The sequence below is a fragment of the Rhodohalobacter halophilus genome (assembly GCF_001715195.1).
GTDB classification, from domain to species: Bacteria; Bacteroidota; Rhodothermia; order Balneolales; family Balneolaceae; genus Rhodohalobacter; species Rhodohalobacter halophilus.
This window is the reverse complement of sequence record NZ_MDWE01000022.1, coordinates 23499-46424: the sequence shown is the minus strand read 5'-3', so window position 1 is coordinate 46424 and position 22926 is coordinate 23499. Positions and strand designations below refer to the sequence as shown.

Below are 22926 nucleotides of genomic sequence, written 5' to 3'. Positions count from 1 at the left end.
ATAATGTCTGATATAGTTTTTTTACAGAATGTTCGTCGAAATCCCAATACGGTTCTAACGGTTGGAACATTTGACGGGGTTCATGCCGGCCACCGGGTTTTGATTGAAACGGTTGTGAATAGAGCCCGAAATGAGGATGCACGAAGTGTAATTGTTACATTTGATCCACACCCGAGAGATATTATCAATCCGGGCAGCGATGGCATTCGTCTGCTGAGTACACTCGAGGAGAGGGCTGAACTTTTGGCCGATCTCGGTGTTGATGAGATGGTGGTCATTCCTTTTGACCGTGATTTTTCGCTTCTCACATCTGAAGAGTTTGTTCGGGATATCATCTGGCAAAAGATTGGGGTGTCAGAGTTTGTAATTGGTTATGATCATCATTTTGGTCGAAACCGGGAAGGAACCATTGAGACGGTTCAGAAACTTGGTAAGGAGCTGGGTTTTGAGTCTAAGGTAGTTTCTAAACAGGAAGTAGGAAACAGGACCGTGAGCAGCACGGCTGTTCGCAACGCTATTCAGAAAGAGGGGGATATGCAGCTGGCATCAACCTTCCTGGAGCGATACTACATATTAAACGGTACTGTTGTACATGGCGATAAACGGGGAAAACAGATTGGCTATCCAACAGCAAATATATCACCTCAAAATTCAAAAAAAATTATTCCAAAACGCGGGGTGTATGCCGTATGGGTTAGGGTGGATGAGAAATACCACGGTGGGATGATGAACATTGGAGTTCGTCCAACGTTTGATGGCGAACAGGAAACACTGGAAGTGAACATTTTTGATTTTGACCGGGATCTATATGGAAAAAGTGTACAAATTCAGTTCGTGGACAGAATCCGTGATGAACGCGGTTTTAGCGGAGTTGAGCAACTTACAGAGCAGTTAAAAAATGATGAGAAGGCCAGTCGCCGGTTACTGAAGAAGCATTCTCCGGATATTGCAAAACAATTTAAATAAGCTTATTTTATCACGCTATAAGAGTTTAATAGAACCTTCATAAACAACAGATGAGTATTACAAAAGAACAAAAAGCAGAAATTATTGAAAAACACGGCAAAGAAGCCGGAGACAGTGGTTCAGTTGAATCGCAAATCGCTATCATGACAGCGAGGATCAACGATCTGACTGAGCACCTCAAAGAGAACAGTAAAGATCACTCTTCGCGAAGGGGCCTTTTGAAATTAGTAGGTAAGAGAAGAAGACTTCTCAATTACCTTATGAAGAACGATATTGTAAAATACCGTGAGCTGATTAAGGAGCTCGGTATTCGTAAATAAGCATTTCTCTATTGGGTACGCTTACCGGCGTACCCTTTTTTATATCCTCAAACAGTGTTGGTAAAATCATATTCTCATTGTTTGTTTGAACTGCTTTACTAAAAGGATAGTCGACGTAAGAAAAACAGAATAGATAGTTATTATGAAAGAAGATTTTAAAAGTGTTGAATTTGCACCCGGTAAAACGATATCGGTAGAGACCGGTCGATTAGCCAAACAAGCGGACGGTGCAGTTGTGGTAAGAATGGGAGATACCATGGTACTCTGTACTGCGGTTAGCGCCAAAGAGGCAAAGCCCGGACAGGACTTTTTTCCACTCGTAGTTGATTTAAGAGAAAGTTTTACAGCCGGTGGTAAATTTCCCGGTGGATTTTTAAAGAGAGAAGGCCGTCCATCTGATGGTGAAACATTGGCCAGCCGATTAATTGACAGAAGTTTACGCCCTCTGTTTCCGGATGGTTACTATAACGATACTCAAATTATCTGTCAGGTATTTTCATCTGACGGACAGAATGAAGCAGATGTTTTAGGTGCCGTAGGAGCATCTGCCGCACTGCACATTTCAGATGTGCCTTTTGACGGACCAATGGCTCAGGTTAAAGTTGGTCGTGTGAACGGCAATATTGTCATCAATCCTACCATTGATGAGCTCAAAGAGAGCGAAATGGACTTGATTGTTGCGGGTACTGCCAGCAGTGTCATTATGATTGAAGGTGAAATGAGTGAAGTGAGCGAAGAAGAGATGCTTGATGCGATCAAGGAAGCTCATAAATCGATTGTGAAACTTTGTGAATTTCAGGAAGAACTTCGAAAAGAATATGGAAAGGAAAAACGCGAGTTTGTTCCTGAGAAGAAGGATGAAACACTTGTACAAAAAGTAGAAGATGCTGCAACTTCGAAAATAAAGGAGATTGTTGAAATGGGCCTCAATAAAGAGGACTACAACGGTAAGCTCCGCGAATTGAAAGACGCAGTTATTGAAGAACTGACCGCAATTGAAGAATACGAAGAACTCGGTGGAGAAATTTCCGACATCTTTGGTAAAATTGAGAAACGTGAACTCCGTAACATGGTTGTTACGAAAAGACGCCGAATTGATGGACGTAATCCGGAAGACATTCGTGATATCTGGACTCAAATCAATTACCTGCCAAGAGCACACGGTTCGTCGGTATTCACACGCGGAGAAACGCAATCTCTTGTATCTGTTACTTTAGGTACCAAGCGTGATGCGCAAAGCGTTGATACACTGTTTTATGAAGAGGATAAAACCTTTATGCTGCACTACAATTTCCCACCGTTTTGTGTAGGTGAAGCAGGTTTTATGCGCGGACCGGGTCGTCGTGAAATTGGTCACGGCCACCTCGCCGAGAGAGCACTGAAGAAGGTAATGCCATCTTTTGAAGACTTTAGCTATGTGATTCGGGTGCGTTCCGACATTCTCGAATCCAACGGTTCTTCGTCCATGGCGTCCGTTTGCGGTGGTTCCATGGCACTGATGGACGCAGGTGTTCCGCTTCCAAAACCGGTTGCAGGAATTGCAATGGGTATGATTGTGGAAGGAGACGACACCGTTGTACTTTCAGATATTCGCGGCGAAGAGGACTTCATGGGCGATATGGATTTCAAAACTGCCGGTACTGCAGACGGAATTACAGCTACCCAGATGGACATGAAAGTTCAGGGTATCAGTTTCGAAGTGATTGAAAAGGCTCTTGCTCAGGCAAAAGAGGGACGAATGCACATTCTTGAAAAAATGGCAGAAACCATCTCCAAGCCAAAAGAGAAACTCTCACAATATGCGCCTCAGTTTATTAAAATGACCATTGACGGCGACAGTATTGGCGCAGTGATTGGACCGGGCGGTAAAGTAATTCAAGCACTTCAAAAAGAGACCGACACAGAAATCTGGATTGAGGAAGATGAACAGGGTAAAGGACAAATTACCATTTCTGCTGACGACCTTGAAAAAGCAGAAGCTGCCAAAAAACGTATTCAGGCAGTTGCCGGTCAGCTCGATGAAGGTGCTACTTACAAAGGAACCGTGAAAGCGATCAAGGAGTACGGAGCGTTTGTTGAAATCGTGCCCGGAAAAGAAGGATTGCTTCACATCTCCGAGCTTGAGCATGGTCATGTGAAAAAAGTGGAAGATGTGATTTCCGTAGGAGATCAGATCGATGTGAAACTGTTGAAAGTTGAGCATGGAGGAAAGCTGAGACTTTCACGAAAGGCACTGCTTCCTAAGCCGGACGAAAACTAAATCTACCGGCTTTAAAAGATTAGCGTCATCGGAATCCGGTGGCGCTTTTTTTGTTTTACATACCAATGTATGATTACAATTTTTCCATAATTAGAAGTTCATCAATTATAAATTTATGCAAACTGAAAAGAGCCTTACCGATATTCAAAAAACCGTTTTGTCCAATGGATTGAAGGTAGTCACAGAAAATATTCCCGGCGTGAAAAGTGTAACGGTTGGTTTTTGGGTGAAAACCGGAAGCCGCCACGAATCGAATGAACTGGCCGGTGTAACGCACTTTTTGGAACACATGCTGTTTAAAGGAACCGAAAAACGATCGTCCTATGACATCGCTCAAAGCATGGAATCGGTTGGCGGTTACCTGAATGCGTTCACATCTACAGAATATACCTGCTACTACTCCCGATGCCTCGATACACAGCTTGATCGCGCAATTGATGTATTAAGCGATATGATACAGAATTCACAATTTCCTGAGGATGAACTACAGAAGGAAAAAAAGGTAGTTCTGGAAGAGATGAAAATGTATAAGGACAGTCCGGATGATTATATCTTCGAAATTTTCAGTGACAATGCGTTTAAAGATCATCCTATTGGCAGGCCAATCATTGGGTTTGAAAATACGGTTTCCAACTATTCCCGAGAGGATTTGTTTGACTATATGGCGGATCGTTATCGGCCGGATAACCTGTTGGTAGCCGTTGCAGGTAATGTGAACCACGACCATGTATTGAAGCTTTTGGATGAAAAGTTAGAGTTGAACGGAGCTGAACCTACTGTTGATGAGGAACAGCCGTTAACCTCATACGAAAAATTTCAAATTAAGGAATCGAAAGCGATTGAACAGACTCACATGGTAATCGGGAAGCGAGCCCTGAACTTCGATCATCCGGATAAATATCTCTTGTTGTTAGCCAATACGGTTTTGGGCGGAGGAATGAGTTCACGTCTGCATCAGAACATTCGGGAGAAATATGGGTACTGTTATGCGATCGGTACATTTAATCAGTCGTATACAGACAGTGGTCTTTTCGGCGTATACATCGGTACAGATAAAGATTATGTAACTCACGTAAGGGATCTGATCAACAAAGAGTTTGAGATAATCCGAAACGAAAAAGTGGGAGAAAAAGAGCTGAGTGAAGCCAAATCTCAATTAAAAGGAAAGTTGCTGCTCTCTCAGGAAAGTACAAGCAACAGAATGAACCGTTTGGCGAAAAGTGAACTTTATTTCAACCGATTTGTCACTCTCGATGAACTGGTGGAGAATATCGATTCTGTGACGGCAGATTCACTGCTATCTTTTTCCCAAGATTTCTTTAATCCAGAAGATTATTCAGAGGCACTACTGCTGCCTGAAAATCGATAGGTTATTATCCGTCTGGCCGCTTCAAGCGGTCTGACGGATATCATTTACCATTCGGATATTTTATGAATTAATCCCGATATTTGGCTTTCTCCAAAACGATTTTTGATAAATAATTTAATCAACATCTAAACTTTACAAAATCAGACATGACCTACATCAAACAGTTAGCTGATCATCAAGATGAAATTGTGACATTAAAGGGTTGGGTGTATAACAGCCGAAGCAGTAAGGCTCTTCACTTTATTGAACTGCGCGACGGGTCCGGACTTTGCCAATGTATTGTCTCACTTGATGAGGTGGGAGAGGAGATATTTGAAGCCGCCGGTACGCTGAAGCAGGAGAGTTCAGTAGAAATTAGCGGGAAGGTTGTAAAGGATGATCGGAGTGTTGGCGGATATGAACTACATGCAACGGATGTAAAGATTCTCCAGGTTGCAGAAAATTATCCTATTACGCCAAAAGATCACGGCGTGGAATTTCTGATGGAAAATCGTCATCTCTGGCTGAGAAGCCAGCGCCAGTGGGCAGCCATGCAGGTACGGAACACCATACAGTTTGCCATACATCAGTTTTTTCAAAAAGAGGGATTTATCCGAATGGACGCCCCGATTTTTACAGGAAACGCGGCAGAGGGAACAACCACTCTTTTTGAAACGGATTACTTTGATGAGAAAGCCTATTTGACACAATCGGGTCAGCTTTATGGTGAAGCGATGGCAATGGCGCATGGTAAAATCTATACCTTCGGACCAACGTTCCGTGCTGAAAAAAGTAAAACCCGCCGACATCTGACGGAATTCTGGATGGTTGAGCCGGAAATGGCGTTTTATGATTTGGACATGAATATGGACCTGGCGGAGAGTTTTATCCGATTTATCGTGAAGAGTGTACTCGATAAACATGAAAACGAATTGAACATCCTGCAGCGTGATACCACGCTTCTGAAAAAAACAGCGGATGAACCTTTCAAACGAATTTCATACACCGAAGCTGTTGAGCAGCTTAAAAGTGATGAGACCAGGAAGCTGCTCGAAACGATGGAGAAAGATCGAAAAGAGGAGCTGGGTTCCATCAAAAATGAGCTGGAAGAGATTAAAAAGGAGCACGGATCTGCCAAAAAATGGCGCAAAGCTCAAATTGATCAGAGAATCAAAGAGATTCATGCCCGAATTGATCAGGTTGAAGAGGATCTGCGAAATATTCCGGTATGGAAAGAATCTGCCGCGAACTTTGAGTGGGGGAACGATTTTGGCGGTAGTGATGAAACCATTCTAACCATGCAGTATGATACACCGGTTCTGGTTCACAGATACCCGGCGGAAGTGAAAGCATTTTACATGAAACGAGATCCGGAAGATGAAAAACTGGCTCTTGCACTCGACGTTCTTGCACCTGAAGGGTACGGTGAGATTGTCGGTGGCAGTCAGCGGGAGGAAGATATCGATGTTCTGAAAGAGAGAATTGCGGAGCACGATCTTCCCGAGGATCTCTTTAGCTGGTATCTGGATCTTCGAAAATATGGTTCTGTACCTCACTCTGGATTTGGCCTTGGAATTGAGAGAACGGTTGCGTGGATTTGCGGATTGTCTCATGTAAGAGAAACCATCCCATTTCCAAGAATGCTAGGACGACTTAGACCTTAATATTTATTTCTTTATTCATTTTGAGCAGAGTGTATGTATGCACTCTGCTTGGAATGATGTTTCTCCCCTTAGCAAATTTCATCAGCATTGTGTAACCTTAAGGGTACTCACAACAAAGTAAAATTTACTGATGAAAATATTACGTTGCTCACTGTTTACCACGCTCATTCTATTTCTCACCTTTTCCACCTTATTTGCTCAAACAGATCAACGGCCGGTTGAAATTGAAGACTATTTTAGTTTAAAATCGGTTGGATCTCCCGCTGTAAGTCCGGATGGCAATTGGATAGCATACACAGTATCCGAAACGGATTATGATGAAGGATCCTCCGAGTCAAGAATCTGGATGGTCTCAAAAGATGGCTCTGTTCGTTTGCCTATGACCGCAAAAGGATACTCAGCAGGCAGCCCGCAGTGGACGCCTGACGGAAACTATCTGACATTCAGTGCTTCCAGAAATGAGAGTAAAACCCAGGTGTGGAAGCTCGATATGCGTGGCGGCGAAGCGCAGCAAGTTACGGACATTGAGCAGGGGATCAACGGGTTTGAGTGGAGCCCTGATGGTTCCAGGCTACTTTTGATGATCCGGGATAAGGATGAAAACGAGAGTGAAGATCCTCAGCCGTATGTGATAGATCGACTTCAGTTTAAACGAGATTATGTCGGCTATCTGGATCGAAGAAGGGTTCACCTATACACCTACACCCCCGGCGACAGCACAGCTACTCAGCTCACATTTGGAGATTATGATCACTCATCCGCAACCTGGAGTCCGGATGGAACAAAGATTGCATTTGTCAGTAACAGAACCGAAGAACCTGACAGTAATGACAACTCAGATATCTGGGTGGTTGATGCCAATCGGGGGGAAGAGGGCGGACTTGTTCAGGTTACAAAAAATGAAGGAAGTGACGGATCGCCTTCCTGGAGTCCTGATGGGCGGCACATTGCATATACCACAGGGATTGAGCCGGAGAAAATCTGGTATGCAACGACACACCTTGCCATCACACGTGCAGATGGCAGCGGTCCTGAACGGTTGATTACACAGGAGCTGGATCGAAATGTGAGCAGCCCCGTTTTTTCAGAGAATGGAAATCAGATCTGGTTCCTGTTTGAGGATGGCGGAGAGCGTCAGCTGGTTACCGTAAACAGAAACGGAACGGGATTTGAGCGAGTGATCCGTGATGAAGTGAGTGTGAGAAGTTTTGATATAAATGGCTCCACCACAGCCATCTTAATGGGACGATTCAACAAGCCACATGAAATTTATGCCGTTAATGGAAACAACCTTTCGCAGCTTACTGATGAAAATGGAGAACTTTTAGCTCAAATTGCATCGCCTGATGTTGAGGAGATCCGGTTTAATAGTAAAGACGGTACAGAAGTTCATGGTTTCTTAGTTAAACCGATCGGATACGAAGAAGGAACGCGCTATCCAACGATTCTATGGATTCACGGTGGACCGGTTGCACAGTTTGAGCACAGTTACGGTTTTGAACCCCAGCTATTTACCTCCAAAGGATATGCTGTGGTGATGGTGAATCCCAGAGGTTCTTCAGGTTATGGACAGGAGTTCTCAGAGGTACTTTTTGCCGATTGGGGCAACAAGGATTTTGAAGATGTGATGGCCGGTGTGGATCATGCAATTGAGATGGGGGTTGCCGATCCCGAAAGATTGGGAGTAGGCGGATGGTCCTATGGTGGAATTCTAACCAATTATGTGATTACAAAAACAGGACGATTCAAAGGAGCCATCTCCGGTGCCAGTGAAACACTCTATCGCTCAAATTATGGGCACGATCACTACCAGCAGTATTGGGAAAAAGAGCTGGGTCTTCCATGGGAAACACCTGAAAAATGGGAGAGAATATCACCGTTTAACGCTGTTGCCAATGTTACCCACACCCACCCTCTGGATAGGCGGTGCAGAAGATTGGAACGTGCCTATTCTTGGTTCAGAGCAGATGTACCAAGCCATGAGACGGCTGGGAATTGAGTCCAAGCTGGTGGTTTACCCCGGCGAACATCATGGAATTCGAAGACCTTCGTTTCAAAAAGATCGTTATGAACGATACCTTGAGTGGTTTGATCACTATGTAAAAGGTGAATAACCACCTTCTTCCTCGGTGTTTACCATAAACGGAAGATTCAATGTTTTAGAAAAGCCCCAAACCGGCGCTGTTTTGTTTTAAAATGCCCAATCCGCTCTTCAAAAGAATTTGGTTTCTGATGCAAATGGGTCATAAATATTTTTTATCTTCAAACAATCAGATAAACAATTTCAAAAACCTAAGTTTTATACCATATGGGTTCTATAGGTGGTTTCGAATGGGTGTTAATCATCCTGGCGATTTTACTTCTTTTTGGCGCAAAACGTATTCCTGAACTTGCTCGTGGAATTGGTCAGGGCATTCAGGAGTTCCGCAAAGCTTCTGACGATATTAAAAAAGAGATTGACCGTGGCAAAGACGACGTAAACAGCTCGGTTCAAGACTCTGGCGAGAAGACAAAAGAAGAATCAAAAAATTAAAGTCAATTCTCAATGAAGAATCTGCTCTCGACTCAAGAGCAACTTAAATCCGGCAAGATTAAACTTCCGGACCTTGCGCAAACTTATCTCGATGTAATCAAATCTAAAAACTCTGACATCAATGCTTTTGTAGCGTATGATGAGGAGTCTGTGCTGAAGCAGGCTGCTGACATTCAGAAAAAGATTGACAGCGGTTCGGCAGGAGACCTTGCCGGTGCAGTAGTCGGTGTGAAGGATGTAATCAGCGAAAAAGGAAAAAAGCTGACCTGCTCAAGCCGGATGCTTGAAAATTTTGAAGCTGTCTATAACGCAACCGTTATTGATAAACTGCACGCGGAAGATGCTCTTTTAATTGGCCGGCTCAACATGGATGAATTTGCCATGGGCTCATCAACGGAGAACTCTATCCACGGTGCTACTAAAAACCCCCACGATACCTCAAAAGTGTCTGGCGGATCGAGCGGTGGAAGTGCGGCAGCTGTTGCAGCGGGAATGTGTAACGTATCCCTGGGGTCAGACACGGGCGGTTCTATTCGTCAGCCTGCTTCCTATTGCGGGGTTGTCGGTTTGAAGCCAACATACAGCCGGGTTTCTCGGTATGGTCTGGTAGCGTTTGCCTCATCATTCGATTGTATCGGTCCCTTTTCAAACAGTGTGGAAGATGCAGCTTTGATGCTTCAACATATTGCAGGTCATGATCCCATGGATAACTCCTCGGCTGATGTGCCGGTTGAAAATTATGCGGAAGCGATCAAAAGTGACAGCGGTAAACTTCGAATCGGAGTTCCTGAAGAGTATTTTGGGGATGGATTGGATGATGAAATCCGCGAGATGATCAATGACCGGTTGAAGGGTATGGAGCGTGATGGGGCGGAACTGGTTCCGATCAACCTTCCTCACAGCAAATATGGAATTGCCACTTATTACATTTTAGCAACTGCCGAGGCGTCCAGTAATCTTGCCCGATATGATGGAGTTCGATACGGGCACCGGGCAGATTTCAAAGAGATTGAAAAGGAGCTGGGTAAAGAGCGCGAAGCAATTGAGAAAGAGATAAAAGTAGCTGTTGGAGCTGATAAAGAGGAGGCGCTTGAGAGACTTGGTAAAGTTGACTCTCCACTGGCACGATTGTATAAAAAATCCCGAACAGAGGGGTTTGGCAGTGAAGTGAAACGACGAATCATGCTGGGTACATACGTTCTCAGTTCCGGTTATTATGACGCTTACTATGCAAAAGCTCAAAAAGTTCGCCGGCTCATCAAGCAGGACTTCGAAAACGCATTTGATAACGTTGATGTAATTGTATCCCCAACAGCACCAACTACAGCGTTTGATCTTGGCTCAAACCAGGACGATCCTGTACAGATGTATCTCAATGATATTTATACTACAACGGCCAATCTGGCCGGAATTTGCGGCATTAGCGTTCCCGCAGGCACGCACTCTAATGGGCTTCCGGTTGGAATTCAATTCCTCGGTAATAGTTTCAGAGAGGCAGATATCTTAAGAGCAGGCAGAAGAATTGAACAGCTAAACGGGTAACAAATGGCACACCAACGGTTGAAGGGGAAATGGGTTCTGATTACAGGAGCAACATCCGGAATCGGAAAAGCGTGTGCCTATCATTTCGCTGAGGCAGGATCAAACCTGATACTGACCGGCAGACGGAAAGACCGACTCAAAGCGATCTCAACAGAGATCAATGAAAAACTTGCTGTTCAAATTAGTACGTTTGCGTTTGATGTTAGAGATAGAGATGCCTGTAAACAGTGTGTAGATTCCATTTCCCAGCCAATTGATATTCTTGTGAATAATGCGGGTTTAGCTTCGGGTAAGGATCCGATTGATCAAGCTGATTTTGACGATTGGGATAAAATGATCGATACCAATATCAAAGGTTTACTCTCGATGACCCGTTTTGTATCTGAAAAAATGAGAGAGCAGAATAGCGGGCATATCATCAATATTGGATCTATAGCCGGGCATGAATCTTACCCGGGCGGCTCTGTATATTGCGGAACCAAACATGCTGTAAAGGCAATTACTGAAGCTACAAAGAAAGATTTGCACGGAACTGAAATTCGCGTTAGTGCAGTTTCTCCCGGGCTGGTCGAAACTGAATTTAGTGAAGTGCGTTTCCATGGGGATAAAGAGGCCGCTGATAAGGTTTATAACAATTTACAGCCTCTTACTGCCGATGATATCGCAGAGATCGTTTTCTTTACCGCATCACGTCCGCCTCATGTAAATATTATGGACACCATTGTTCTGCCCACTGCGCAGTCATCATCAACCATGGTTCACAGGTCGGAATAATATGAAACGAACGTTCAGCTTGATTGTAGTTGCTCTATTTCTATTCTCCTGTTCGGCGTCAGAAGAGAGGCTGGAGTTCAGAGAACAGGGCAACGAAGTGCCGGAGTTTCGTTCTGAAAATACCTTCCAATATATTGAAGAGCAGCTTGCCTTTGGGCCGAGGGTACCGGGAACGGAAGCTCACCGAAATGCAGTAGAATATTTTAGAGATCACTTTCAAGCTACCGCCGGAAGCCGGGCCGTTTATATTCAGCAGTTTGAACAGGAGATCTATGGTGATACACTTCCATTTTACAATGTTCTCGCATCATTTGGAGGAGCCAATCAGGATCGAATCGTATTAGCTGCTCACTGGGATTCCCGACCTCGCGCTGATAAAGACAGCCAAGACCGGGATCAGGCTATTTTGGGGGCTGATGACGGTGGAAGTGGTGTAGCGGTTTTGATGGAGTTGGCAAATATTTTTTCTGAACACGATCTACCCATCGGTGTAGATATCATTCTGTTTGATGGGGAGGACTACGGCGAAGAGGGGGATCTGGCAAATTACTTTATCGGTTCAAGGTACTGGTCGCAAAATCCTCCTGTACCCGGCTACAGTCCACGGTTTGGAATTCTACTGGATATGGTTGGCGGACAGGGTGCACGGTTTCCAAAGGAGGGACACTCCATTTCATTTGCACCAAATTTGGTGGATGAAATTTGGGCAATTGCAGCCAAAAAAGGATTTGAAGATCTGTTTTTAGATGAACGTGGTGGGAGAGTAGCAGATGATCACATTATTGTTGAGCAGTACACCGGAATCCCGATGATCAACATCATTCACCACAATTTAAATGAGAACGGAGTGATTGAGTTTCCACCTTATTGGCATACTCATCGTGATAATATTGATATCATAGACCGTGATGTGCTGCAGGCTGTAGGTGAGGTTATGCTGGAGCTGATCTACAATCGAATTCCGAAAGAGGAGAGTAACTAAAAAAGAAGCTCCACATTGTGGAGCTTCTATTTCGATAGAGTTTATTTTTTGAGAGGCCTCTTATTCTCAAACGTGTGACCATGTACACTTACGTTCTTCAAGTTCCAGAACAGTCTTCCCAATCCACCTTCAGGTGCATGAAAAGTAATAACAGCATCGGATATTCTCTCAAGACGATTGGTTACGTTTGCTTCATCGAGCAGATCTAAAATAAATTTACCCTTACTTTCCTCAATCTTTTTTAGGAGAAATTTCTCTTGAGGAGTGGCATAACGGCGAAAAGAGTATGTGTTTCCGGTATACTCACCGTTCAATACATCGCCATTTTCCAGATAGATCAGATTGTCACCGTCAAAAGAATTGAAAAGTGCTTCGATATTTTCATACGTCTCTTCCTCAACCGTAGATACAATGTCCCGCAAATCGATCTTTTTTACTGATTTACTAAGCTTGTCCACATAACGCTTTTTGTCGGACCTGTTTTTACCGGCAAAAACGAGCAATTTACCGCTGCTGTCGCTCTTAAAGTTGTTGCTAATGTCATTCGCCTCTTTGGAGCCTGCAGGAATTCGTTTTTTATGTTTAGAACTGTTCATGGTTCTATAGAGATTAAAGTTTTTAAAATTCGTTTACCGTTAACCAATATAGTGAATTATAGCGACTTGAACCTCTCGTGCGCACGCTTGTTCAACTCCTCTCTGTGGTCAGGGTGTGCAACCTTAATTAACTCTATGGCACGTTCCTTTAAGCCTTTGCCATATAGGTCTGCCGCACCAAATTCCGTTACAACATAGTGTACGTGAGCACGGGTGGTAACGACACCGGCACCCTCTTTTAAAAAGGGTACAATTCTGGAGATTCCCTTTCGGGTTGTTGACGGGAGGGCGATAATTGGTTTCCCGCCTTTTGAAAGAGATGCTCCGCGGATAAAATCCATCTGTCCGCCCACACCGGAGTACTGTATCGTACCGATTGAATCTGCGCATACTTGTCCGGTCAAATCCACTTCAATTGCACTGTTTACTGCGGTTACTTTATGGTTTCTTCGGATAACGGCCGTATCGTTTACGTAGGCACAGTCGAGCATAGCCAGGTTTGGGTTATCATCCATAAAATCGTACAGTTTACGCGTTCCCACTGCAAATGATGAAACGATACGATTTGGATGAATTTTCTTTTTACTGTTATTAATCACGCCCGATTCAACCAGGTCGATCAAACCATCGGAAAACATTTCGGTGTGAACACCCAAATTTTTATGATTTTTGAGTGATGCGAGAACTGCATCAGGAATACTACCGATTCCCATCTGCAAAACGGCACCATCCTCAATCAGTTCTGCACAGTTCTTTCCTATCTGAAGTTCAATATCAGTTAAATCAGCAGGCTGGTGTTCGGGCAGTGAATCCTTTACTTCTGAGCCAAAATCTATTTCACTTTCATGGATAATACCGTCTCCATGCGTTCTTGGCATATTCGGGTTGATCTGAGCAATGACAGTTTTAGCATTGTTAACGGCCGCCCGCGAAGCATCAACAGAAACCCCGAGAGAGCAGAAACCGTGTTTGTCGGGCGGGCTTACCGAGATCATGGCCACATTCAGCTGAATAATGCCCCGATTAAAGAGATGTGGAACTTCACTTAAAAAGATTGGGATGTAATCTGCATACCCCTCAATGATTGCCTTTCTGACATTAGATCCTACAAAGAAAGCTTTCGTGTTGAATGAGTTTTTGTACTCCGGCTGCACGTACGGTGCCGGTCCCTCGGTGTGTAAATGATAAATGTTTACCTCTCTCAGCTCTTCGTGACGATCAGTCATCGCCTGAATTAGTTTTAAAGGCGCTGCTGCAGCTGTGTGAATATAAACGTTACTCTTTGATTGAATCTGTTTAACAGCCTCTTCTGATGATACTATTTTCATAAAGTCCCCGAAGTTTAGTGTGAGTCTATAAAATTTTCTGAACGTTGATTTTCTCTTGCATGATGTGGCAGATAGTTAAAACAAGCATTCTAAAGATAGTGGCTAACCGTTAAGTATATATGAACTTAATGGATAAACCAATATGAAAGCCGGGGAAAAGGGTGGAACCGATTAAAAATAAAAATTCAATAATATATGACACCTTCCGGAACTGTCTTTCGCATATAAAAACAGAAGACAATCTTTAAGTAAAAATTAACTCAGTAGATGATGAAGTTCACAAATAGATTAATACAACTGTTAGCCATCAGTACAGTTGCCTTTTTGTTGGCAACTGCTTGTTCGGATGACACCTCAACTGGCCCGGATGAATCTGATCCGCCGGAAATTCCTGAAGTGGAGGAGATTACAGTCGATCGATCCTACTTTGAAAGTGCTGATGCAGGCACTTCAGAAGAGTATTACACTTTTAATTCGGCTGATAACTACTCAGCATCAGCAAATTCTGCTTTACAGAGTTATCTGAATTTAGGTGGATTCTACTATCAAATGATTGAGTCTACCGATGACGCCAATTATGAAAATGGAATGTGGGTTTGGGAATACACGTATGATACCATAACCATTCGATACACATTGGAGCAAACCAATGCCGGTTCTGAGTGGAATATGTATTTAGACGGAAGCGATCCTGAAACGGGTGAAAATTATGATAATGTGAGACTTATGTCGGGTTTTACTTCTGCTGATAATGACAATGGGGAGTGGGCGTACTACGATCCCGAAACTTCTCAAACCACTCCGGTTATCTATTATGAATGGAATTACGATTCGGACGATGACTATTGGATGGAATTGACGTTTACAGAAGACGGGGCAAATGAACAGGTTACGTTATCCTATGTTAAAAATGGCCCAAACAACACTGTTGAGTCAAACAATATGTATGGCAGCGGTTTAACGACAGTGTATTGGAACTCAGAAAGTTTAACCGGCTATTTCGACGAAAATGGAGAGCGCACTTGCTGGAACGACAGCTTTGTAACAACAAGTTGCAGTGAACTTGGGTACTAACGGGCATTAGAGTGAACACCTAAAAGTAGGCCGTAAGCGTTGATAGCGTTTACGGCCTTTTTTAATATTCGGAATGTTCGCTACTCTTTTGATCTTTTGATATCTTCGGCATCCAAATAACAGAACGAGATATTTTTAATTTTAAACGATCTATTTGACGTATGGCCGATAACGATTTTTTAAAACCTGAAGGCGAAATCAAACTGACTGATAAACAGTTAATGGAAGCTCCTGAAATTGAGGAGATTGCTAAAGAGGTGATCGAAACACACAAAATTGAATTGGGACCGTCCCAAATAGGATATCTATTGGTTTATCCGAACATCAGTAAGACACGTGCCGCAAAGTGTATGAAGGCGACTCGGGAAGTAAAGCACTACTCCGGCAACGACTATCTGATTGAAATCTCAGGAGACTTATGGGATATGCTCGATAAGGATACAAAAATGATGTTGCTCTATCACCAGCTTCTGCATATCGACCCGGTCTTTAAAGCGAAAAACCAAGAGTGGAAAATGAAAGTTCGAAAGCCTGACTTTTCCGACTTTTATGAAATTAATGACAAGTATGGAAATGAGTGGTACAAAACCATACAGGCCACCGTATCTTCTCTTCACGACCTCGACCCTAAACAGGAGAGTAAAGTAAAAGTTTGATAGAGAAAGATTCTTCTTTAAAAAACCTCTCTTTCTTCGGATCATAAAAAACAAAACAACGACCATGGATTACATCAAACTGGTGTTTAAAATAGATGACCGCTATCAGGAACCGCTGATTGCGGAGCTGATGGAGATGGACTTTTACGGTTTTGAACAGTTTGATGATCGTCTGATTGCTTATGTGCAAAAGCCTCGCTATAACGACTCTAACAGGGAGAAGATAGAGCAGTTAATCGGAATTTATCCGGATGCGGAGTTTATCGAAACCGAGGATGTGGAGGATAGAAACTGGAATGAGCAGTGGGAGCAGACAATCCAACCTCAGGTAATCGGGAAGTTTTTGGTGAGGCCAACCTGGTCTACAGTTTCTCCCTCAAAAGGTCAGACGCTGTTGGAAATTGATCCGAAAATGGCGTTTGGAACCGGGTATCACGCCACAACGCGTTTGATGCTGAATCGATTTAGCTCCATCAATTTTAAAGATAAATTTGTACTCGATGCCGGAACCGGAACCGGAATCCTGGCAATTGCAGCAATCAAACTTGGAGCTACGTATGCCGTTGGATTTGATGTGGATAGCTGGAGTGAAATTAATGCAAAAGAGAATGCATTGATCAACGAGGTAAATGAGAAAGTGGATATTCGCCATGGCAGCGTAGAGACCGTATCGGAGCGTGAGCAATTTGATATCACACTGGCAAATATCAATCGCAACGTAATTCTGGAAATCATTCCGTTTCTTGTAAAGAAGACAAATCCTGGGGGTACAATCTTTCTGACCGGGTTACTCGACACCGATGAAGAGGTTGTTACTAATGCACTGAATGTTCAACCTGTTGAGATTGTGAAAATTACAGGAGAAGATGAGTGGATTTTATTTCATCTTACAAAAAGCGAATCGTGACGGAAATGGAATCGAGAAAAGTAAGGGCTTCCATAGATATCGGAACAAACTCAGTACTTTTACTGGTGGCTGAGATTTCTGAAGGAAAGCTTAAAATTTTGGAAGAAAAACAGGAGATACCGCGTCTTGGCAGAGGAGTGGATCAAGATCGTAAACTTCATCCGGATAGCAGAAATCGTGTTCTGAATGTTTTGTCCGACTATCGCCATTATCTTGAAAAAAACTATCCTTCATCTGTAGACCACACCATGGTTACTGCTACCAGTGCCGTTCGTGATTCCTTAAACCGGGATCAGTTTTTGAATGAGATTATGGAAGCGACAGGCTGGCGGGTAAGACTGCTTAGCGGTGATGCAGAGGCTGAAACAACCTATAAGGGAGCTATCTCGGTATTGAAAGATCGGAGTCACCGTTTTGCTGTGTTAGACATCGGCGGCGGAAGTACTGAAATCGCAATTGGAAGTGGGGAGAAATTTGAAAGGGGACTCTCTCTTGACATGGGAAGTGTCCGATTCTCTGAGCGATATTTGAAACAAAATCCGCCGTTGGAAGTGGAAGTGATGGAAGCCCGAACCGCAGCCCGGAAGTTGATAAAGGAGAACCATCAGGAGCTTAAATCCTATCAATTGGTTGGAGTAGCAGGCACCGTTACATCCATTGCAGCGATTTTGTTAACGTTGGATTTTTATGATGCAGATAGGGTAAACGGTTTCAAGGTAAAGAGAGGTCAGATTTCAAGTTTCATTCAGGAATTTTCAAAGATGATTGCCGAAGACATTGAAACGAAGTACGCACCATTTCTAACCGGTCGAGGAGATGTGATAACCGGCGGATTGATAATCCTGGAGGAATTTATGAGTATCTATGGATTTGATGAACTTACTGTTTCCACAGGTGGAATCCGGCACGGAATATTAATATAAAAAAAGGGCGTTTACCTGCTCGATAAACGCCCGACTCTGCCTTGATTAAAGACCGTTAGTTAATTGGAAATCGCAAACCTGCAGAAAGCACAAACTGATCGGCATTTCCTCCAAGATTTCCTAATTTCGCTTCAGCAAACAGATCTGCAAAATCTAGGTCATACTCTAGGCCGGCTCCTAAATTTAAACCGATTTCTGTGTCACTATCGTCAAATCCACCATCTCCGCTAATATTCAGTCCTGTAATGTTAATACCGGCTAAACCATAAGCCACTAAGTCAGTTTCATTATAAAAAACATAGTTTCCGTTCAAATTAAGCTCCCAAACGGTTACGTCTACTCCACCTTCGCTTTTCGGTAGATAAAAAGTAAAATCACCACCCCCCCGAATTTCATCGGTAAAGGAGTAGTATCCGTCCACTCTAATACCTAAGTCATTATCTAAACCTCCAAAGCCAACGCCTGAGCCAAAGCTTAAACCGGCTCCAAGTTTAAAATCTCCTTCCTGTACCTGCGCAGTTGCTGTCGAGTGAAATCCAAAAGCGAGTGCTATTACGAATAATGCTGTAAGTAATTTTTTCATTGTGGTAATGTTATGTTTATTTTTTCGGTTAGACTTATTCTTCTGTAGATTGAGTCTCTATTATTGTTATGCGTAATGAATTGATATAAACTGTCATCCATCGACCTCATTTTTTTGAAATAATTTTAGATGCCGGACGAAACGAAGAATAACAACCAGCAACTGTCAACCAGGGAAAACGCATCTGCCAGCAGTTTAGAAGACGATAAGCTGGTATTGAGAGCCGTTTCCGGCGATCAAGTGGCATTTCGAACACTCACCGAAAAGTATGAGACACCGCTCTATTTTCATGTGTTGAAAATGGTGAAAGACAAAGAGCAAGTGCGCGACTTAGTTCAGGAAGCTTTCATCAAAGCGTTCGATAATCTTGAGTTATACAATACCAATTACGCATTTTCTACCTGGCTCTATCGTATTACCACAAATCACGCCATCGATTATCTGCGAAAAAAAAAGCTGCAGACGACATCTATTAATGAGCCGGTGAAAACCAAAGACGGTGAGATGAATATTCAGTTGGAGGATGAGCACGCATCATCAGATCAAAAGATCATCCGAAAGCAGCGTAGTGATATTATCCATGAAGCGATTGAAGATCTGCCGGAAAAGTACCGGGTTGTTATAAAACTCCGTCATTTTGAGGAGCTCAGCTATGATGAAATATCCGAACAGCTTGATCTGCCTTTGGGAACCGTCAAAGCGCATATTTTTCGGGCTCGTGAAATGCTCTACAAAGAGCTGAAGGACCGAAGAGGGGAATTTTAAAAACACACCTTTCAGCGGTTGTCCACTCCACGCACATCAATGGCAAACGAACCCTCTCCATCTTTCAATACATAGAGCGGATTGATCTCGAGCTCAGTAATTTCAGGATGATTGACGGCCAGATGGCTCATGTTTATGAGGGCATTGATCACTGAGTCGATATCAGCCTGCCGCAGATTTCGCCATCCTTTTAGCTTTTTACCTGCAATTGTAGATTCGATCATTTCGCGGGCTTCCTGTTCACTTAACGGAGCGAGTGACGTGTAAACATCTTTGTACAGCTCAACGTCGGTTCCCCCTGTTCCGAATATAACCATGGGACCAAATTGTTCATCTCTTTTCATACCTATGATGACTTCCTGTCCGTTTTGGAGCATTTTTTGAACCAGAGCCCCGCTCATTTCTATATTGTTTGATTTGGCGATGTCAATGAATCTATTCCAGCCATTTATGAGCTCATTCTCGTCTGAAATATTGGTAATAACCCCACCGATATCCGATTTATGACTGTGATTGGGAGATAACAACTTTAGAACGACTGGATAGCCGACCTTCTTCGCCGCCTCAATTAAATCTTGTTCAGTGGTAACCGTTTGCTGAGGTGGAAGGTGAATTCCATAAGCTTCTACCAACTCCTCGAAATTGTTGTTAGCTAACAGCCGATCCGTATCCGGAGGCAGATGAGAAGATGATTTCCCCGGCTGTTCACTTACCGAATTCAGCCAATCTTTTCTTTGTACCATTGCAGAGAGAATGGATGCAGCACGCTCGGGGAAAGCCACATTCGGTACTCTTCGCTTATGGAGGATATTCAGAGCTTCATCAACGGATGCTTTCCCCATAATGGAGGCAATGACCGGCTTTTTATGAAGACCGGCCGTTTCCCCGACAACCTCCGCCAGGCTTGCCGGCAAAAACCAGTCTTGTGGAGCCTGAATAACTACAACCGCATCCACTGTTTCATCGGTTAACAGTGCTTCGAGTGCAAGGGTATAAGTTGCGGGACCGGAACCCGCTAATACGTCAACAGGGTTCTTGGAACTGGCCGCTTTTGGAAGACGGCTTTTCAGGTAATCCCGAGTGGTTTGAGTTAGATCGGCGAGCTCCAATCCGGCCTTTTCCAATGCATCAACGGCAAGAATAGCCGGCCCACCCGCATTTGTTAGAACGGCTACGCGTTTTCCCTTTGGAAGAGGCTGCCATGCAAGCGCACGAGCCCAGTCAAACATCTCTTCCATCGTACGGGCTTCCAGCACCCCTGACTTTCGAAACGCTGCGGAGTAGGCTTCTTTGCTGCCCGAGAGTGCACCTGTATGAGATGAGACCGCTTCGGCACCCTTCTCACTTTGACCGCCTTTCAGAATTACAAATGGCTTCTTCCGCGAAATTTTCTCTGAAATATTGAGAAATTTACGGCCATCAGAAATTCCTTCTGCATAGGCTGTGATCACTTCAGTCTGGCGATCGTTTCCAATCAGCTCAATCATTTCCGTTTCGGTAACATCCATTTGATTTCCAAGACTGACAATTCTGGAGAATCCAACACCGGCACCTCGTGCCCAGTCAATTACTGCAGCCACCATTGCACCGGACTGGGATATAAAGCCAATGCCTCCTTGTTCGGGCATACCAACCACAAAAGTGGTATTAACCGGTGTATGCGTATCAATAGAGCCAATACAATTCGGCCCAATAATGCGAATCCCATACTTATTCGCACTCTCTTTGAGTCTTTTTTCAAGTTCGCGGCCATCCTCTCCTGTTTCACTGAACCCGCCACTCACCACTATCGCCGTTTTGATTCTTTTCTCTCCACACTGTTGAATGACTTTTGGTACGTGAACAGCCGGTACCACAACAACTCCTAAATCTATACCCTCAGGTAGTTCATCAATAGATGGGTAACAAGGTAGATTTAGAATTTCCGTTGCACTGCGATTTACAGGGTAGATGTTGCCTTTAAAATTGTATTTCAGAAGATTTCGGATCACTCCGTACCCAAGTTTATGGGGATCTCTTGATGCGCCGATAACCGCTATTTTTTTCGGGGTAAAGAAGGATTCAATCATTGTGAAAAAGTTATTAGGATATTTTTATCTTAAATTAGATAGTGTACGTACAAAAGGCAAAATTTTGATAGCAGTATTAGAAGACTTTGTTAAGTATGCGATTCATTGATTGGAAATGAATTTTTAGTAACGGCACTTTCAAAGAAATTTGTTATTTGAAACATCATTCATCAATAAACTTATATAAAGTATGGAGCTAAACGACTTTACCCCGAATACGATTATCGAACCATTTCGCATCCGGTCGGTTGAACCGATCCGGTTTACCAGCCTTGAACAGAGAAAAGAGCTTCTGCAACAAGCCGGCTATAACCCCTTTTTGCTGAAAGCCAAAGATGTATTGATTGATCTGTTAACGGATAGCGGAACCGGAGCAATGTCATCCAACCAGTGGTCCGGAATGATTAGCAGTGACGAGTCGTATGCGGGCTCGGAATCGTTCTATAAGTTTGAAGCGGCAGTCCGGGATATCACCGGTTTTGAGCACGTTATTCCCACTCACCAGGGAAGAGCGGCTGAAAATATTCTATTTACCACCATCGCCCGGAAAGGGGATGTCATTCCCAGCAACACACATTTTGATACAACCCGTGCTCATGTAGAACACAATGGTGCTGAAGCTCTGGACCTTGTCATTGATGAGGGCAGACAACCGCTCACAATTCACCCTTTTAAAGGGAATATGAATGTTGAAAAATTAAGGGAGACCATTGAATCAATCGGCCGTGAACGAATACCTGTCATTATGCTCACGCTTACCAACAACTCAGGCGGCGGACAGCCGGTTAGCATGCAGAACATCAAGGAGGTCTCTGAGATTGCCAGGGAATTTGATATTCCATTTTTTATTGATGCCTGCCGATTTGCGGAAAATAGTTGGTTTATCAAAACCAGGGAAGATGGATATGCAGACAAGTCTCCCATTGAAATTGCACGGGAAATTTTTAGCTATGCAGACGGTTGCACAATGAGTGCCAAGAAAGATGGAATGGCAAATATCGGTGGATTCTTAGCTCTGAATGATGATCAGATTGCGCAAGAATGTCGCAGTCTCACAATTTTAACGGAAGGTTTCCCGACCTATGGCGGCATGGCCGGTTATGATATGGAAGCGGTAGCAGCAGGTCTGTATGAGGCATTGGATGAAGGGTACCTCAGGTATCGGATTCGTTCAACAGCCTATTTCGGGGAAAAACTGACAGATGCAGGGATCTCAATTGTTCAGCCAACCGGCGGTCATGCCGTATATATTGATGCGAGGGAGATGCTTCCGAATATCAAACCACTGGAGTATCCTGCCTGGAGTTTGACGAATGCTCTATATCTGATTGGCGGTGTTCGTGCCGTAGAGATTGGAAGTGTAATGTTTGGACTACAGCCGGATGGTACAGAGAAGCCCGCTGCGATGGAACTGGTGAGACTTGCTATTCCACGGAGAGTTTATACGCAGAGTCACATCGATTATTTGGCGGAGGTAGTTATCAACACATTTGAGCAAAGGGAGAAACTGAATGGATACAAGATTGTATCAGCCCCTCCGGTATTGAGACATTTTTCTGCAAGGCTTGAACCGTTTGAATCGTGAATGTTGTTTTCAACTTTCCATGAAATGGAGTGACTGAACTGTTACATTTGT

The 22926-nt window shown here is 43.7% G+C and carries 21 protein-coding genes; 17 read left to right on the top strand and 4 right to left on the bottom strand.

The genetic code is table 11. The annotated features are described in order from the left end of the window. Positions 1 to 3 precede the first annotated feature (3 nt). From BG260_RS06990 to BG260_RS06945, 11 genes are all read left to right on the top strand, one after another. Positions 4 to 966 carry a bifunctional riboflavin kinase/FAD synthetase gene (locus BG260_RS06990; protein WP_069131246.1) on the top strand — a complete coding sequence of 321 codons (963 nt, stop codon included), beginning with the start codon at positions 4 to 6 and terminating at the stop codon, positions 964 to 966. Positions 967 to 1016: 50 nt separating this feature from the next. Continuing rightward, positions 1017 to 1286: a 30S ribosomal protein S15 gene (gene rpsO, locus BG260_RS06985; RefSeq protein WP_069131245.1), complete on the top strand. Its 270-nt coding sequence runs from the start codon at positions 1017 to 1019 to the stop codon at positions 1284 to 1286. Positions 1287 to 1428: 142 nt separating this feature from the next. Further along, positions 1429 to 3546 carry a polyribonucleotide nucleotidyltransferase gene (pnp, locus tag BG260_RS06980; protein ID WP_069131244.1) on the top strand — a complete coding sequence of 706 codons (2118 nt, stop codon included), beginning with the start codon at positions 1429 to 1431 and terminating at the stop codon, positions 3544 to 3546. A gap of 115 nt (positions 3547 to 3661) precedes the next feature. Continuing rightward, positions 3662 to 4915 (top strand): M16 family metallopeptidase, encoded by a 1254-nt coding sequence (locus BG260_RS06975; protein ID WP_069131243.1) that lies wholly within the window; start codon positions 3662 to 3664, stop codon positions 4913 to 4915. Positions 4916 to 5061: 146 nt separating this feature from the next. Further along, on the top strand, positions 5062 to 6558 hold the full coding sequence (locus tag BG260_RS06970) for an asparagine--tRNA ligase (protein WP_069131242.1): 1497 nt from the start codon (positions 5062 to 5064) through the stop codon (positions 6556 to 6558). Positions 6559 to 6688: 130 nt separating this feature from the next. Then, positions 6689 to 8557, top strand: coding sequence for an LpqB family beta-propeller domain-containing protein (locus BG260_RS06965; RefSeq protein ID WP_218089742.1), 1869 nt, complete (start codon positions 6689 to 6691; stop codon positions 8555 to 8557). Further along, entirely contained in the window at positions 8454 to 8672 is a 219-nt protein-coding gene (locus BG260_RS14350) for an alpha/beta hydrolase family protein (RefSeq protein WP_408005553.1), read from the top strand. The genes BG260_RS06965 and BG260_RS14350 overlap by 104 nt, the downstream gene beginning before the upstream one ends. A gap of 194 nt (positions 8673 to 8866) precedes the next feature. After that, positions 8867 to 9091, top strand: a complete 225-nt coding sequence (locus tag BG260_RS06960; protein ID WP_069131241.1) for a Sec-independent protein translocase subunit TatA/TatB — start codon at positions 8867 to 8869, stop codon at positions 9089 to 9091. Between the two features lie 12 nt (positions 9092 to 9103). Next, on the top strand, positions 9104 to 10633 hold the full coding sequence (locus BG260_RS06955) for an amidase family protein (RefSeq protein WP_069131240.1): 1530 nt from the start codon (positions 9104 to 9106) through the stop codon (positions 10631 to 10633). 3 nt (positions 10634 to 10636) lie between these two features. Continuing rightward, positions 10637 to 11407 carry an SDR family oxidoreductase gene (locus BG260_RS06950; protein ID WP_069131239.1) on the top strand — a complete coding sequence of 257 codons (771 nt, stop codon included), beginning with the start codon at positions 10637 to 10639 and terminating at the stop codon, positions 11405 to 11407. A gap of 1 nt (position 11408) precedes the next feature. After that, on the top strand, positions 11409 to 12389 hold the full coding sequence (locus tag BG260_RS06945; RefSeq protein ID WP_069131238.1) for a M28 family peptidase: 981 nt from the start codon (positions 11409 to 11411) through the stop codon (positions 12387 to 12389). A gap of 41 nt (positions 12390 to 12430) precedes the next feature. On the opposite strand, the gene BG260_RS06940 is transcribed toward BG260_RS06945, so the two are convergent. Further along, on the bottom strand, positions 12431 to 12985 hold the full coding sequence (locus BG260_RS06940) for a hypothetical protein (RefSeq protein WP_069131237.1): 555 nt from the start codon (positions 12983 to 12985) through the stop codon (positions 12431 to 12433). Between the two features lie 56 nt (positions 12986 to 13041). Continuing rightward, entirely contained in the window at positions 13042 to 14313 is a 1272-nt protein-coding gene (locus tag BG260_RS06935; RefSeq protein ID WP_069131236.1) for an acetyl-CoA hydrolase/transferase family protein, read from the bottom strand. A gap of 267 nt (positions 14314 to 14580) precedes the next feature. On the opposite strand from BG260_RS06935, the gene BG260_RS06930 reads away from it, so the two are divergent. The 4 genes from BG260_RS06930 (at position 14581) to BG260_RS06915 (ending at position 17873) form a co-directional block, all read left to right on the top strand. Then, entirely contained in the window at positions 14581 to 15387 is an 807-nt protein-coding gene (locus BG260_RS06930) for a hypothetical protein (protein WP_069131235.1), read from the top strand. A gap of 161 nt (positions 15388 to 15548) precedes the next feature. Next, a complete protein-coding gene (locus tag BG260_RS06925; protein WP_069131234.1) occupies positions 15549 to 16043 on the top strand; it encodes a putative metallopeptidase in 495 nt (164 codons plus the stop codon). 64 nt (positions 16044 to 16107) lie between these two features. Beyond that, a complete protein-coding gene (gene prmA, locus BG260_RS06920; RefSeq protein ID WP_069131233.1) occupies positions 16108 to 16950 on the top strand; it encodes a 50S ribosomal protein L11 methyltransferase in 843 nt (280 codons plus the stop codon). A gap of 5 nt (positions 16951 to 16955) precedes the next feature. Next, positions 16956 to 17873, top strand: coding sequence for a Ppx/GppA phosphatase family protein (locus tag BG260_RS06915; RefSeq protein ID WP_069131307.1), 918 nt, complete (start codon positions 16956 to 16958; stop codon positions 17871 to 17873). Positions 17874 to 17928: 55 nt separating this feature from the next. Here BG260_RS06915 and BG260_RS06910 read toward each other — a convergent pair whose 3' ends face one another. Further along, the gene (locus BG260_RS06910; protein WP_069131232.1) at positions 17929 to 18456 is read right to left on the bottom strand and encodes an outer membrane beta-barrel protein; all 528 of its coding nucleotides are present in this window, start codon (positions 18454 to 18456) and stop codon (positions 17929 to 17931) included. A 129-nt stretch (positions 18457 to 18585) separates the two neighbouring features. On the opposite strand from BG260_RS06910, the gene BG260_RS06905 reads away from it, so the two are divergent. Continuing rightward, positions 18586 to 19221, top strand: coding sequence for an RNA polymerase sigma factor (locus BG260_RS06905; protein WP_069131231.1), 636 nt, complete (start codon positions 18586 to 18588; stop codon positions 19219 to 19221). 11 nt (positions 19222 to 19232) lie between these two features. On the opposite strand, the gene BG260_RS06900 is transcribed toward BG260_RS06905, so the two are convergent. Further along, complete coding sequence (locus tag BG260_RS06900; RefSeq protein ID WP_069131230.1) at positions 19233 to 21290, bottom strand: acetate--CoA ligase family protein; 2058 nt, start codon at positions 21288 to 21290, stop codon at positions 19233 to 19235. Positions 21291 to 21480: 190 nt separating this feature from the next. Between BG260_RS06900 and BG260_RS06895 the strand changes: the two genes are divergently transcribed. After that, positions 21481 to 22875, top strand: a complete 1395-nt coding sequence (locus BG260_RS06895; RefSeq protein WP_069131229.1) for a tryptophanase — start codon at positions 21481 to 21483, stop codon at positions 22873 to 22875. Positions 22876 to 22926: the final 51 nt, after the last annotated feature.

What these genes read in the sequence shown, in the direction of transcription:
- BG260_RS06990 (WP_069131246.1), top strand. Translation starts at nt 4, where the DNA reads ATGTCTGATATAGTTTTTTTACAGAATGTTCGTCGAAATCCCAATACG.
- rpsO (WP_069131245.1), top strand. Translation starts at nt 1,017, where the DNA reads ATGAGTATTACAAAAGAACAAAAAGCAGAAATTATTGAAAAACACGGC.
- pnp (WP_069131244.1), top strand. Translation starts at nt 1,429, where the DNA reads ATGAAAGAAGATTTTAAAAGTGTTGAATTTGCACCCGGTAAAACGATA.
- BG260_RS06975 (WP_069131243.1), top strand. Translation starts at nt 3,662, where the DNA reads ATGCAAACTGAAAAGAGCCTTACCGATATTCAAAAAACCGTTTTGTCC.
- BG260_RS06970 (WP_069131242.1), top strand. Translation starts at nt 5,062, where the DNA reads ATGACCTACATCAAACAGTTAGCTGATCATCAAGATGAAATTGTGACA.
- BG260_RS06965 (WP_218089742.1), top strand. Translation starts at nt 6,689, where the DNA reads ATGAAAATATTACGTTGCTCACTGTTTACCACGCTCATTCTATTTCTC.
- BG260_RS14350 (WP_408005553.1), top strand. Translation starts at nt 8,454, where the DNA reads ATGTTACCCACACCCACCCTCTGGATAGGCGGTGCAGAAGATTGGAAC.
- BG260_RS06960 (WP_069131241.1), top strand. Translation starts at nt 8,867, where the DNA reads ATGGGTTCTATAGGTGGTTTCGAATGGGTGTTAATCATCCTGGCGATT.
- BG260_RS06955 (WP_069131240.1), top strand. Translation starts at nt 9,104, where the DNA reads ATGAAGAATCTGCTCTCGACTCAAGAGCAACTTAAATCCGGCAAGATT.
- BG260_RS06950 (WP_069131239.1), top strand. Translation starts at nt 10,637, where the DNA reads ATGGCACACCAACGGTTGAAGGGGAAATGGGTTCTGATTACAGGAGCA.
- BG260_RS06945 (WP_069131238.1), top strand. Translation starts at nt 11,409, where the DNA reads ATGAAACGAACGTTCAGCTTGATTGTAGTTGCTCTATTTCTATTCTCC.
- BG260_RS06940 (WP_069131237.1), bottom strand. Translation starts at nt 12,985, where the DNA reads ATGAACAGTTCTAAACATAAAAAACGAATTCCTGCAGGCTCCAAAGAG.
- BG260_RS06935 (WP_069131236.1), bottom strand. Translation starts at nt 14,313, where the DNA reads ATGAAAATAGTATCATCAGAAGAGGCTGTTAAACAGATTCAATCAAAG.
- BG260_RS06930 (WP_069131235.1), top strand. Translation starts at nt 14,581, where the DNA reads ATGATGAAGTTCACAAATAGATTAATACAACTGTTAGCCATCAGTACA.
- BG260_RS06925 (WP_069131234.1), top strand. Translation starts at nt 15,549, where the DNA reads ATGGCCGATAACGATTTTTTAAAACCTGAAGGCGAAATCAAACTGACT.
- prmA (WP_069131233.1), top strand. Translation starts at nt 16,108, where the DNA reads ATGGATTACATCAAACTGGTGTTTAAAATAGATGACCGCTATCAGGAA.
- BG260_RS06915 (WP_069131307.1), top strand. Translation starts at nt 16,956, where the DNA reads ATGGAATCGAGAAAAGTAAGGGCTTCCATAGATATCGGAACAAACTCA.
- BG260_RS06910 (WP_069131232.1), bottom strand. Translation starts at nt 18,456, where the DNA reads ATGAAAAAATTACTTACAGCATTATTCGTAATAGCACTCGCTTTTGGA.
- BG260_RS06905 (WP_069131231.1), top strand. Translation starts at nt 18,586, where the DNA reads ATGCCGGACGAAACGAAGAATAACAACCAGCAACTGTCAACCAGGGAA.
- BG260_RS06900 (WP_069131230.1), bottom strand. Translation starts at nt 21,290, where the DNA reads ATGATTGAATCCTTCTTTACCCCGAAAAAAATAGCGGTTATCGGCGCA.
- BG260_RS06895 (WP_069131229.1), top strand. Translation starts at nt 21,481, where the DNA reads ATGGAGCTAAACGACTTTACCCCGAATACGATTATCGAACCATTTCGC.